This window comes from Sphingobacteriaceae bacterium, assembly GCA_016715905.1.
In the GTDB taxonomy this organism is placed as follows: Bacteria; Bacteroidota; Bacteroidia; order B-17B0; family Aurantibacillaceae; genus Aurantibacillus.
This window is the reverse complement of the sequence record JADJXI010000004.1, coordinates 820215-834260: the sequence shown is the minus strand read 5'-3', so window position 1 is coordinate 834260 and position 14046 is coordinate 820215. Positions and strand designations below refer to the sequence as shown.

Sequence of the window (14046 nt, the reverse complement as noted above, 5' to 3'; positions counted from 1 at the left end):
TAACGGCTAGGCATCAGTGCCTTTTTCCATATTCAAAGTTACCGAAATGAAATGAAGGTAACAATAGATAAAAGAAAAGGCATTGTGCTTTAGCCGTTGTTAGGTTTCGTTGTGGCGCACTCGACCGCAGCAGCGGTCAAGCTTTTAAAGTCTAGGGTCCACAGGAGAAATTTTAGGCTTTCTATTATTGCTTCAAGCGCGACAGCTTGACGCAGTCTTAGAAAGCCAACTTTTAAGTTGTCGGGACAAAATAAAAGGGTAAAAATTTTTGATTTTGTTTATAAAAACAAAGTCTACCCCTTGTCAAACCGTTGACTTTGTAAAAATTTTCGCTACCTTTGTCTAAGCAAAACGCTTAGCGTCTTTGTCACTTATGCGAGTGCACTCGCAACACTCCAAATCCACTAATCGTTTTGTTTTGCTAAGCAAAACGTTTTTTTTCAAAAAACTGCTTAGACAAAAGGTCAGGATTTATTTAATAAAAAAATCAAAAATTTTTACGCCTTGCTTTAACGTCCCGCAACTTAAAAAAAAATTTCTACTGCTACGTCTAGCTTAACACACACAGGTGCGTTACAAATGGAACCTAACTACCTTATAGGCGTTGCGAAGTAACGCTTATATGCACAACGGTTGTTGGCTTTGCGAACTTGGCTGAGGCCTGTAGGATTCTATCAAAGTTAATACTTTTCATAAATAATCAAAAGGACTTACTATGTTTTGTATGCTTCGTGTGCTTACATGGGTGTAAATTTCGGTGGTTCTGCTGCTGCTGTGCCCTAAAACCTCCTGTATATACCTCAAATCGGTTCCGTTTTCTAATAAATGCGTGGCATAACTGTGCCGCAACCAATGTAAGGTAACCGGTTTGTTTATTCCCACTTTTTCTAAGGCTTGTTTTAATACGGCTTGTAAGCTCCTCGAATCATAAGGTTCGCCAACTTTCATACCCTCAAATAAAAACACTTTAGGTCGGTAGGTTTCGTAATACCCTCTCAACATTTCAATAGTTTTAGTACTTAAAGGTGTAATGCGGTCCTTTTTTCCCTTGCCTTGCCGCACAATTAATAAATTTCTTTTACTGTCAATATCCGCAGGTTTTAAATTTAAAAGCTCTCCACATCGTAAACCGCAACTGTATATTAAACTCAACATTACCCGGTGCTTTACATTGGCATGGGCTTTTAAAATCAACTTCACTTCTTCTTTACTTAATACATTGGGTAATTTTTTTTCGCGCTTGGGTCGGTAAATAATGGAAGGATCGAGCTTTTTATTTTCGATGATGTTGTAAAATAATTTTATGGCGTTGATAATTTGATTTTGAAATGAAGCCGAAAGTTGATTGGCTAATATATACGCATTGTTGAAATTAATTAAATCCTGATTGGTAATTTCTTCAACAGTTTTGTTTTTAAAATATCTAAAAAAAATGCCCAAGGCCTCGCAATAGGTGTTAACCGTGCTTTCGCTGTATCGCCGGGCACGCATCCAACTTTTGAACTGGTTTATTTTATCAAGATAATCGGGTGGAGAAGAAATTGGCTCTTGGGTGATGATTTTCGAATTAATTTCTTGTGGAGAATTTGTTTCTATTTTGTTTTCCGTTTTTTCTATTGGCGAAGGATTTATTGACTTGTTATCTATTATTTCAACTTCGCTTAGATCTTTCACTAATTCCAGCAATTGATTTAAACATTGTTCATTCGCCGGAATGTGCCAACATCTTTTAGAAGCGCTGAAAGCATAGCCCGGTATTTGTTTAATGCAAGATTGAATATCCGTATTAAAATCAAACTTCAGAAAATAACGCGCTTGAGATTTATGGGTGAATGGATATATGGTTAACATTTGCATGCACAAAATTGCAATGAGAAAATAAAAAGCCTTGCTATAAATTATAGTAAGTTGAAAAAGAAAGTTTTATTAGGAGATTTGCGCCCCGGATGGAAGCGGTGGTCTCCGCTATATGTTTGGCGTAAACTCATACTTATTGGCAGAGATTTCAGCGAATTTTTTTTGTTAACCAAAACTTAGCGCTAGGGATGGAGTGCATGTTTGAGCTCTTTTTTATTGCCCCTAAAGGCAATAAAAAAAGCGAGTAACGACAGCCCGTTAAAGCGCCCAAAAAAATATTTGATTATAGAGAAATCCTATTTGCGTGCGACCAACCTGCCGGCAAACAATTACAAAAAAAAACGCCACCTTTAATAGATGACGTTTTTTTATTTTCTTTTTAAAAATTATTCTTTGGTAATAATTTTCATTTCAACACGGCGATTTTTTTGTTTGCCGCTTGGTGTTGAGTTATCGGCAATTGGTTTGGTATCTCCATGCCAATCGGCCATTATGTTATCTGCTATTACACCTTTCTTCTCCAGGTATTTTTTAACGGCCTTAGCTCGTTTTTCACTCAGCAACATATTGCTTTCAGCACTACCATCATTATCGGTGTGTCCGCTCAACTGCAATTTCCAGTCTCCTTTATGCGTTACTAAAATTGTGGCTAATGCATTTAAGGATGGGAAAGATTTTGCTTTGATAACATCTTTACCGGTTGCAAATTCTAAACTCTTAAAGGCACGCTCAATAATTTTTTGTTCAGCAGCTTTGATTGGAGGAGGAGGAGGACAACCTTTGTATTGACCCTGACCGGCAACGGTAGGGCAGGCATCATCCTTATCTAATATTCCATCCTTATCCGTATCCGGCCAAGGACATCCTTTATTTTCTTTAGGACCTGCTACATCAGGGCATCCATCTTCATGATCCAATAATCCATCGGCATCTTTATCCGGGCAACCTTTGTATTCTTTAGGGCCCGGCACATCAGGGCAAGCATCTTTACTATCCGGTGTACCATCACCATCTTTATCCGGACAACCATTAAATTCTTTTGGTCCGAATACATCAGGGCACTCATCCACCTTATCCGAAATACCATCACCATCTTTATCCGGACATCCTTCAAATTCTTTTAAGCCGGCAATATCCGGACAACTGTCATTTTTATCAATGATTTTATCTCCATCGCGATCAGGACATCCGTTAAACTCTTTTGGTCCCTTCACATCCGGGCAATCATCTTCGGTATCAATAATACCATCGCCATCTTTATCCGGGCAACCTTGTAATTCTTTTATTCCCGGTACGGTAGGACATTTATCATCCACATCCGGAATATGATCTCCGTCGGTATCCGGACAACCCATAAATTCCCATACACCCGGTGTATTAATACAATTATCTAACTTATCACTTACTTTATCTTTATCTCTGTCTTTTGGTCTGCCATACGGGATAGGAAGTTTAAGAATTACATACACATCAGTTCCAAAAACATCTTTTTTACCAAACCAGTTGCCCATATCATTAGTACCAATGGCTAACGGTCCTAAGCGTACCATTGTTCCGATACGAAAGGGTTGGTTAGCAATGGCAGCCGCCTCGTTATAAGCAAAAGGTACAGCAATACCAAACCACTTATGATCCCAACGTGGAGTTAAGCTGATGTTTGTAAAATCATGCACTTTGGCCTCGCGGTTTTTCTTTTTAAAAGCGAAAAAGCCCATGAGGTCAATATAAAAATTAGAACCTAAATTAAAATCTAACTGCGCAATGAGAGAAGTAGGCAAGGCCATTTTATAAGTACCTTCCACATCATTATAAGTAACTAATGAGCGAATAATACTATCCACACTCGACACCGGATAATCACCCGTTTTGTATAAGCGATAGCGAATTGAATCGCTGTCTATTGTAAAATTATTGGAATTTACACCTTTTGCAAAACGCATACCGCCTACATCCAGTAATGATAAGCCGGCTTTAATGCGGTATTTATTTTTATCGCGTCGCCACAAGCCGGTTTTATTATCCATGTCGTATTGATAAGAGGCATAATCGGGTCGCCATTCATAAACCATACCTAAATCAAAACCAAAACCAGGATGCGAAGCAAACTTTGGATAACCATTTAATAAAGTACCGTAAAGCGTTGGATCATCAACAACAGGAATGTTATTACGCGCGTCACCTTTAATAGTACTACTCGGAATTTCTAAATTATTGGAGTGACCATAATTAACATCGGTTTTAATAACGCTGAGCATGGCCATTGAATCTTGATTCAGCCAGGCTCCATTAAACTTTACCGTTAAATCTTTTACATTTAAATAAGCCGAAGCTAAACCTTGTAATAATTTAGCCGTAACACCACCCTTAAAAAAATGTTCGTTATCCGATTTAAAAACATGGGCATACGTTAAGCCATACTCTAACCACGACATGTAATTTACACTAAGCTGTTTGTTATTAATGTCAATATTTTGCAGCGAACTTACATCATAACCCGGCGTACGACCAATATCGGTAAACAATAAAGAGGCAAGCGCAGGGCTCACTCCATCTACATTCACATAATTTCTTGCACTGATGTTTAAACCTATAGCATCTTTTTTGCCCAGGTTAATCATAAAAGATGGAAGCGCAACACGAGCCGTAAAATACACCGACTTATCGCTACCATTTTCAACATTATTTAAATATTTTTGCTGGAACATGGAATCGGCCCAGGCGCTATTACTATTGCCCGAACTTTTTAAAAGGGACTTGTAAAAAGAACCTTCTTTGGCAATAATATCACTTCGTTTTACCCCTAGGTAATTATTAATACCGTACATACTTATACCCCCAAGCGTCATATCAAAACGCATACGATTATCAACAATATTGGCCGGATTGATGTAGGCGCCGGTAATACCGCAATAGTTACTATTAATAAATCCCAAATAATCCTGGGCTTTGGAGCTTAAAATAGTAAGTAGGCTAAGCGCAATTAAAGATTTTTTCATGTTAAATAAGTGAGAACCAAAAATAGCAAATAAAACCTTTATATTTTGAGAAAAATGGGGAGTGGTTTGGGTTTACTATAATATTTGTTTTTTGATGTACTTTTTGCTTTGACGAAAAAAGCACTAATGGAATTGCTATTAAGCTGATAGTTTTGAAAACAGACATAATTGCTAGTTTGGGTTGCGCCCCGGATGGAAGCGGTAGCCCCCGCTAAGTATTTTGCGTGATGTTTGGCAGCAGAGGAGGCGAACCAAAGGAAGCCCCCGCATGCGCACAAACATAGCAAAATACAGCGGGGCTATGAGCGTCCGCCGAGGCGGAAGCCGGAGAAGGCGCCCAAAAAGAAATTAATTAAGAAATAAACAGGATATGTAATGCTATAAGCAAATAAAGCCAAATGCGTATATTTGCCAACTTTTAAAATACATGCTCGAAAAATTAGAGGAAATAGTAAGAAGATTTGAAGACGTAGAAGCCAAACTAGCCGACCCCAAGGTAATTGCCGATATGAAACTATTTAAAAAGTTGAATATTGAATATAAAGAATTAGGCAATGTAGTTGAGGTTATAAAAGAGTATAAAAAAGCCATAAACGGAATTGACGAAGCCAAAAAAGTTTTAGCAACAGAAAAAGATAAAGACTTTTTAGAAATGGCAAAGATGGAATTAGAGGAAAGCAGAGCCAAAGAAGAAGCCTTGCAAGATGAAATAAGAATGATGTTGGTGCCAAAAGACCCGGAAGATGCGAAAAATTGTGTGATGGAAATAAGAGCAGGTACCGGAGGAGATGAGGCCAGTATTTTTGCCGGAAATTTATTTGAAATGTATAGCCGCTTTTGTGAAAAGAAAGGTTTGGTATTAGAAGTAGTTGATACCAGCCCCGGAACCATGGGTGGTTATAAAGAAGTGGTGATGAATATTAAGGGCAATGGGGCCTATGGTATCATGAAATTTGAAAGCGGCGTACACCGTGTACAGCGCGTGCCTGCAACCGAAACCCAGGGCAGAGTACATACCAGTGCGGCTACCGTTGTAGTTTTACCCGAAGCCGAGGAGTTTGATGTAGAGTTAAAAGATGCCGATATTGAAATGGCAACGGCAAGAAGCGGAGGCGCTGGCGGACAAAATGTAAATAAAGTAGAATCGAAAGTAATTTTAACGCACAAGCCCAGTGGAATTGTGGTGACTTGCCAAACCGAAAGAAACCAGTTAGGTAATCGTGAAAAAGCCATGCAGATGTTACGTTCCAAATTATACGATTTAGAATATCAAAAACGGTTGGAAGAAACTTCGAAAAGAAGAAAAACCATGGTGACTACAGGCGATAGAAGTGCTAAAATAAGAACGTATAATTACCCCCAAAACAGAATTACCGACCACCGCATTAATGAAACGCTGTATGATTTAGAAAATTTTGTGAATGGCGATATACAGGAAATGATTGATAAACTGCAGTTTGCCGAAAATGCCGAGCGTTTGAAAGAAGGCGGGATAAACTGATTAGGTTTAAGTATTATTATAATATAAAGAAAAAGTAATTTTAAATGTTTTATTTATTACTTTTGTTATGCATATCGCAAATTCGTGAAAATCATTTTAACTCAATTACTACTTTTTGCCTTTGTAATGCAATTAGGTTTGCGGGTTTATGTGATTGCTAAATTTGAGTTGAATAAGGCTTACATAGTTGAAAATTTGTGTGAGCAAAAAGATGAAGAGGAGAATTGTTGCATGGGATCATGCCACTTAACGAAAGAATTAGCGAAAGTAGAAGAGAAGGCAGACCCAAGTGATTCAAAAAACAACGAACCTAAAGTAGAAAAAACAGAAGACTTTCCAAGTTGTTTAAATGCTTTTAATGCAGGCTTAATAACTAAAGAAACAGATTTAAAATATATTTCAAAAAACAGTTACCATTTTCCGAAAGGCTTTTTGAAATTCCCTGATCAACCTCCCCGGTTTTTTTATTCACTTTAATACGAATATTTGTGTTAAAAATAACGCAGTATTTGAATAGATAAAGCTACTTACAACCATAGGGTGCGTTGTTTGTAAAATTATTTAACAAAAAAAATAAATTAACTTATTTAATAAAATGAATATGAAAAAAATATTTTCAATTGCATTGGCTGTGTTAGTATTAACGGCTTGCAAAAAAGACCCAGTTGAACATGAACATGAGCCGGAACCTACACCTGCACCAACTGTTGGAAACTTGATGGTAGAAATAGAAGCCAAGGCCGGTACCGATTCTTTAATTTTTGACACCAAAGATTATGTAAATGCCAATTTAGATTCCTTTAAAGTTACTTTATTGAAGTATTACCTCAGTAATATAGTGCTTACAAAAAGTGATAATAGCACGTACAAAGCAGAAGGTGGTTATTTTTTAATTGATCATAAAGCCGGCGCTAATAAAATTACTTTAAGCGGTGTTCCTATAGCAAATTATAAATCCATTAGTTTTTTAATTGGCGTAGATTCTTTAAGGAATGTTTCGGGTGCGCAAGACGGTGCTTTAGCTACTTCTAATGGAATGTTTTGGAGTTGGAGTAGTGGTTATATTTTTGCTAAGATGGAAGGATCATCGCCAAAATCAATTGCTGCTAACAATGCATTACGTTTTCACGTTGGAGGTTTCTCCGGTGCTAATAATGCATTACGTACGGCCACCATTTCGTTTGGAACCAATAGCGCAAACGTTTCAGGTAGTACTACGCCTGCCATACATTTATCGGCTGATATTAAAAAATGGTTTACCGGTGCAAACACTACCAATTTTGCAACTACCAATGTTATTCATATGCCCGGCACAAGTGCTGTGAATATGTCAGCAAACTACGTAAACATGTTTACCCTAGAACACATTCATAATTAATAAACTAAACAAAATCCGCGTTGTATAAACGCGGATTTTTCTTTCTTTGTTTATGAAAAAGGTACTACTTTTTTTAAGTGTTGGACTATTGTCGAATGTTTATGCTTGCGACGTGTGTGGCGGATTTTTCGGAATTTTACCATACGATAACCAAAGTAATATTACTTTGATGCACCGGTACCGATTGTTTAATGGATATAGAACTTACCAGCAGAAGTCAACTTTTTTTCCGGTTGGAGCCTATAAAACTTTACACGGCACTCACACAACTGATTCTGTAAAAACTGAAAACTATTCGGCTAAAGATTATGAAAGTTATAAAGTCTTTGAATTGCGATGTAAATTTTTTATTCATAAACGAGTAGAAATAAATGCGTTTTTACCACTGGTGAATAATAAAAGTAAGGAAGATGAACTAAAAAATAACGTAACCGGCATTGGTGATCCGAATCTTTTTGCGGCTTTTCATATGTTAGTTCCAAAAGCAGAACATGCAATAAAACATCGTTTGATTTTAGGAGGAGGAATAAAATTGCCATCGGGTAATTATTACGCTAAAAATTCAACAGGTAAACGACTGCCTTTACTTTTACAACCAGGTACAGGAAGTGTGGATTACTTTTTTTTCAATACTTATGTGTTTTCGTATAATAAAATTGGTTTTTCGAATACTTTCAATTATAAAATAAATGGATATAATTTTTATAATGAAAAAATCGCCAATGGTTTAAGCAATTTCTCGTCAGTGTTTTTTAAAGTTAAGGCCAATCAATTCAATTTTATTCCATCGCTAACTGCTTATCATGAACAAACTAATGGCGTATTGGTAAAAAATGATTTAATGGAAGGAACAGCAATGCATGAATGGATGTTTGGGATTGGTTTTGATATTTATTATAAAAATTTTGGCTTGAATATGGGCATGCAAAAAACACTATGGCAAATTGAACAAACAAACGAATTAAGTTCAGTGGGTCGTTTTTATATTTCGCTTACCTATAACTTTAATCAACAAAAATATTTACTGGGAACGCGCAAAAGCGAATGAGTTAATTTGGTATTTGAGGCACTTTTAACTTCAATTTTAGAGTAGCTTTAACATTAATTTAATTCTATTTCTTATAATTTTTAGAATGAGACTAATAATTTTGTAACTTTCCTAAATTATACCGCCTAAAGCGGATTATAAAAAACTCAATGCAAAAATTATTATTTTCTATACTAATCGCTTTAGCCCTTACCGCATGTCAAAAAGATCCCATAGAGCCGGGACCAGAACCACAATCTGCCCCGAACAAAGGTAAATTGATTATTGAAGTAGAACTCAAAGCAGGCACAGAACCTTTGATTTTTGATACCAAAGATTATGTGAATGCAAACCTGGATTCTTTTAAAATAACGCTTGTTAAATATTACCTGAGTAATCTATTACTTACCAAAAGCGATAACAGTACTTATTACCTGAGTAATGAATATTATTTAATAGATCATAAAGCAGGCTCAAACAAAATAACTTTATACAGTATACCGGAAGCGAGTTATAAGGGAATTAGTTTTTTTATAGGAGTTGATTCATTGCGCAATGTAAGCGGAGCTCAGGATGGTGCCTTGGCCGCATCGAATGGTATGTTTTGGGATTGGAATTCGGGCTACATTTTTGCGAAAATGGAAGGCTCTTCCCCTAAATCTACCGCAGCAAATAAACTTTTACGTTTTCATATTGGTGGTTTTTCGGGTATAAATAAAGCTATTCAAACCGTAACTATTCCCTTTACCTCATCAACAGCCGATGTAACAGCAAGTGTAACTCCTGTTGTAAAACTTTCGGTTGATATTTTAAAATGGTTTACCGGAAATAATAACACCAACTTTGCAACTACCAATGTAATTCATATGCCGGGCGCTGATGCAGTAAATATGTCGGCTAATTACACAGCTATGTTTACGTTTGAAAGTATAGCGAATTAATTTTTTTAAAGTAAAGTCTTTTATGGTAGTGAAATACGATTAGTATTTCTAAGCTTAATGTATAATTTGTATTCTTATTTAGCCCTTTTAAGACCTCGTAAATTCATCCACCTTATTTTTAATGTTTTTTGGCATGAATTTTGAAACTTTAAATGTGAATAACAACTATAATTAATTGTGATTAAAGATGTACTAAACATTAATTTCACTATTATTAATTATAGAAACAGTATACTTTGGAACTATGACAAAAGACGGAGAAGATAAAATCAGAAAAGCCTTTTCTACCAAAGATTGGTATGATGAAAAAGCACAAAACAGCTGGCATATTTTTAAAATCATGAGTGAATTTGTGGAAGGATTTGAAAAAATGACCCGCATTGGGCCCTGCGTTTCCATTTTCGGCAGCGCAAGAACGAGTCCGGAAGATAAATACTACAAACTGGCGGAAGAAATTGCAGGAAAACTTGTTCGTGAAGGATATGGAATTATAAGCGGTGGCGGCCCGGGTATTATGGAAGCGGCTAATAAAGGTGCGCAACAAGCCGGTGGTAAATCGGTAGGTTTAAATATTGTTTTACCATTTGAACAAAAGGGTAATGATTATATCGATCACGACAAAAATATTTTGTTTGATTATTTTTTTGTTCGTAAAACCATTTTTTTGAAATACTCACAGGGTTTTATTGGAATGCCCGGAGGATTTGGTACCATGGATGAATTATTTGAATCACTTACCTTGGTGCAAACCAATAAAATTGCCTCCTTTCCGGTTGTATTAGTAGGAAAGGATTATTGGTGTGGATTATTAGATTGGATGAAAAATACCATGCTAAAACAACAAAAAAATATTAATGAAAGTGATTTAGATTTGTTTAAAGTGGTTGATACAGCCGATGAAGCGGTAAAACACATTGTTGACTTTTATAGTAAATACATGCTTAAACCGAACTTCTAATTGGGAAAAATTGCATTTAAAATATTTGTTTTACCCCTCATTTATTTCATTTCTATTTGGCCTTTTTGGTTTATGCATTTGTTCAGTTACCTGATTTATTTTTTAGTATATCATGTTTTTGGGTATCGTAAAAAAGTGGTATTATCCAATTTAAAAAATTCTTTTCCCGAAAAATCTGAATCCGAAATAAATAAAATAGCGAAAGATTTTTATTTGCATTTCTGCGATGTAATACTCGAAACACTAAAGCTGCTTACCTTGCCGAAAGAAAAATTTAAGGTTCATTTTAAATTTGACGATGCAGCTATACAATTATTTAATTCCTTCGAATCAAAAAACCAAAGCATGATTGGGGTAATGGGTCACTGTGGAAATTGGGAGTGGGGCGCTATTGCCTATCCTACACAGTTTAAACAACTAATTACAGGAGTATATCATCCCTTAAGTAATAAAAATGTAGATGCACTTATGTTGCATTTACGGAGTAGATATGGCGGAAATATTATACCTATGCAAAGGGTGTACAAAGAAATTTTAACACTCAAACAAAAAGGAATTCCAACATTATTGGGATTAATTGCCGATCAAACTCCGCCACCCGAAAGCGCATACTGGACCACATTTTTAAATCAAGATACACCCGTATTTAACGGCACCGAAAAAATTGCGCGTAAGTTTAATTATCCGGTTATTTATGTGCCTATTCATAAAATTAAAAGGGGATATTATGTAATGAGTGCGGTTTTAATAACCGATAAACCGGCTGATATGGCAGAAGGACTTATTACTGAATTACACACTCGTGCATTGGAAAAAAACATTCGTGAGCAACCTCATATTTGGCTGTGGAGTCACCGTCGCTGGAAACACAAACGGAAATTGGATTAAGAATAGATTTTGATATACTTGTTATTATCAATTTTCCTTTTTTTTAGTACATTCGCAATACCTAAAAGGTAAATCTATGGCCGCAGAAAAAAAGCAGGTTACTGCAGAAAATAATTCCTTTGATTTAATGAAATTCATCAATGCTAAAACTACCTATGTTCTGTTTACATTGCTTACCATAATGGGTTTTATCGTTTATAAGGATTTTATCAGCGGTAATCGCGTGTTTGTTTTTAAAGATATAGGAAGTGATTATATCAACTTATATATACCGTGGATTAATAGTTTTTCTGACATGGTTCGAGCGGGCGTGTTACCGGGCTGGAGTTTTCAGCAAGGGATGGGACAAAATGTTTTTCCATTATGGATGAGCGATTTTTTCTCTAATATTCTCATGTTTGTCGACAAAAATAAAATTCCGCATTACCTGGCTTTTGTTGAATTGGTGAAGGTGGTATTATGCGGTATGGTATTTTTTAAATTTCTACAACAACTAAAACTTAGCAATTTTACAGCCTTAATTTTTGCCTTGTTATATGCTTTCTCCGGATTTGTAATTATGGGAGGTACCTGGGTAATTTATTCTATTGAAGCGTTATACTTGGCTGTTATTCTATATGGTTTTGAAAGATGGTTGCAATATCAAAAAATATTTTGGTTCGCTATTGGCATAGCACTCCTGTCTTTTTTACAACCTGCTCTTCTTTTACCGTGGACTATTTTTTTGGCAGCGTATATTCCGGCTCGTTTTTTTGAATTCCACAATGAAATTAAACCATTTATAGTATTCTCAATAAAAACTATTTTAATTGCCGGCTTAGGTGTTGCTATAAGTGCGTTTCAGTTTTTACCTGATGTTTTGCAAATTGCAGAAAGCCCCAGGGTAGGGGGGGAGTCAGCCTTTTTTGAAAAACTTCAAAAACAATCGGCTTTTGATGTGGCCGACCCATGGCAACGATTCACCACGGTATTCAGAAGTTTTGGAACGGATATTATTGGTAATGGAAATAACTTTAAAGGTTGGTATAATTACCTCGAAGCACCCATTTTTTATTGCGGAATATTATGTTTGGTTTTATTTCCGCTTTTCTTCACTTCACTGCAGGCTAAACAAAAAAAGATTTATGGTGTAATTACTTTTATTTTTTGTTTACCAATTATTTTTCCGTATTTCCGCTACATGTTTTGGGCTTTTTCAGGCGATTATTTTCGAACATTTTCATTGGTCATAGTTTTGTTTTTGGTGATTTATGCGGCCCGTGCATTCAATTACATCGATCAAACTAAAAAAATAAATAAAATTGTATTTGGCATTACTGTGCTGCTTTTATTAATCTTATTATACTCGCCTGCAGCACAATTTAAAACGGCAGTAAGTACCGGTTTACGCGGCTTTGTAACAATACTCCTTTTAGCTTATGCTGCTTTTGTTTATTTGATAGGAAGTTCAAAAGGTAAAACATCCAATTTAAAAATTGTTTTATTGCTGATATGTGTTGTAGAGCTTACCTATTTGTCGCATGGTACCATTAACGATAGAGGTTCACTTCGTAAATCTGAATTAACAGACCGAATTGGATATAATGATTATACGGTTGACGCAGTTAAGTTTTTAAATGAAAAAGATAAATCTTTTTTCAGAATCAATAAAGATTACTTTTCAGGATTAGCTATGCATGGCAGTATTAACGATGCGAAGGCTCAGGGTTATTATGGTACTGCTTCTTACAATTCCTTCAATCAAAAAAACTACATCAAATTTCTGTCTGATTTTGCAGTCATTAATGCGAAGGATGAAAATTCAACCCGTTGGGCTCCCGGTATTGGTTCTCGTCCGCTTTTATTTTCAGTTTGTACCGGAAAATATTGGTTATCAAAAAATCCGGGCAATCAAATGGCTCAAATGGGATTTGATTCAATTGCTAAGTTTGGTGATGTGAAAGTGTATGAGTCTAAATTCCATGCTCCATTTGGTGTTACATACAATAAAATCCTAAAGAATTCGGATTTAAAAAAGATTTCCAACATTCAAAAAGACTTTGCAGTTTCGGCAGCCGCAATTATTGAAGATGAAGATTTAGCGGAAATCGGAAATTTTCCGGCTTATAGTTTGGTGGATAGTAATTTAATTACTTATGATTTATTCGCAAGAAACATAATGGAATTGAAAAAAGAAGCCTTAAGTATTACTAAGTTTAGTGATAACCATATTACAGGTAATATAAATGTTAGTGAACGAAAAATATTATTTCTTGCATTTCCATTAGACGCCGGTTGGAAGGCCAATGTAAACGGGCAGGATGCTAAATTATACAGAGTAAATGCGGGACTAACCGGTTTGATTTTGGATAAAGGAAATCACGCTATTGAATTGAAATTTGAACCTCGGTTACGCTCAAAGGGCGGTATGATATCTGTGATGGCAATTATTCTGTTAATTGCGCTAACATTCCTTAATACAAAAAGGAAAAAGAAAGTAATTGGAAGTGAATAACAAATT

The 14046-nt window shown here is 35.7% G+C and carries 10 protein-coding genes; 8 read left to right on the top strand and 2 right to left on the bottom strand.

All coding sequences use genetic code 11. From position 1 onward, the window contains the following. Nucleotides 1–690: 690 nt before the first annotated feature. Nucleotides 691–1851 (bottom strand): site-specific integrase, encoded by a 1161-nt coding sequence (locus IPM51_07910; GenBank protein ID MBK9284234.1) that lies wholly within the window; start codon nt 1849–1851, stop codon nt 691–693. Between the two features lie 392 nt (nt 1852–2243). Further along, the gene (locus IPM51_07905) at nt 2244–4853 is read right to left on the bottom strand and encodes an OmpA family protein (protein ID MBK9284233.1); all 2610 of its coding nucleotides are present in this window, start codon (nt 4851–4853) and stop codon (nt 2244–2246) included. A 427-nt stretch (nt 4854–5280) separates the two neighbouring features. Here IPM51_07905 and prfA point away from each other — a divergent pair, with 427 nt between their 5' ends. The 8 genes from prfA (at nt 5281) to IPM51_07865 (ending at nt 14040) form a co-directional block, all read left to right on the top strand. Continuing rightward, nucleotides 5281–6354 carry a peptide chain release factor 1 gene (gene prfA, locus IPM51_07900; GenBank protein ID MBK9284232.1) on the top strand — a complete coding sequence of 358 codons (1074 nt, stop codon included), beginning with the start codon at nt 5281–5283 and terminating at the stop codon, nt 6352–6354. Nucleotides 6355–6438: 84 nt separating this feature from the next. Then, nucleotides 6439–6831 (top strand): hypothetical protein, encoded by a 393-nt coding sequence (locus tag IPM51_07895; GenBank protein MBK9284231.1) that lies wholly within the window; start codon nt 6439–6441, stop codon nt 6829–6831. Between the two features lie 124 nt (nt 6832–6955). Then, complete coding sequence (locus IPM51_07890) at nt 6956–7732, top strand: lipoprotein (GenBank protein MBK9284230.1); 777 nt, start codon at nt 6956–6958, stop codon at nt 7730–7732. 52 nt (nt 7733–7784) lie between these two features. Further along, nucleotides 7785–8780, top strand: a complete 996-nt coding sequence (locus IPM51_07885) for a hypothetical protein (GenBank protein MBK9284229.1) — start codon at nt 7785–7787, stop codon at nt 8778–8780. 149 nt (nt 8781–8929) lie between these two features. Continuing rightward, nucleotides 8930–9700, top strand: a complete 771-nt coding sequence (locus IPM51_07880; GenBank protein ID MBK9284228.1) for a hypothetical protein — start codon at nt 8930–8932, stop codon at nt 9698–9700. A gap of 244 nt (nt 9701–9944) precedes the next feature. Continuing rightward, complete coding sequence (locus tag IPM51_07875; protein ID MBK9284227.1) at nt 9945–10658, top strand: TIGR00730 family Rossman fold protein; 714 nt, start codon at nt 9945–9947, stop codon at nt 10656–10658. A gap of 72 nt (nt 10659–10730) precedes the next feature. Further along, nucleotides 10731–11546: a lysophospholipid acyltransferase family protein gene (locus IPM51_07870; GenBank protein ID MBK9284226.1), complete on the top strand. Its 816-nt coding sequence runs from the start codon at nt 10731–10733 to the stop codon at nt 11544–11546. A gap of 76 nt (nt 11547–11622) precedes the next feature. Beyond that, nucleotides 11623–14040 carry a YfhO family protein gene (locus tag IPM51_07865; protein MBK9284225.1) on the top strand — a complete coding sequence of 806 codons (2418 nt, stop codon included), beginning with the start codon at nt 11623–11625 and terminating at the stop codon, nt 14038–14040. The last annotated feature ends 6 nt before the right edge of the window (nt 14041–14046 follow it).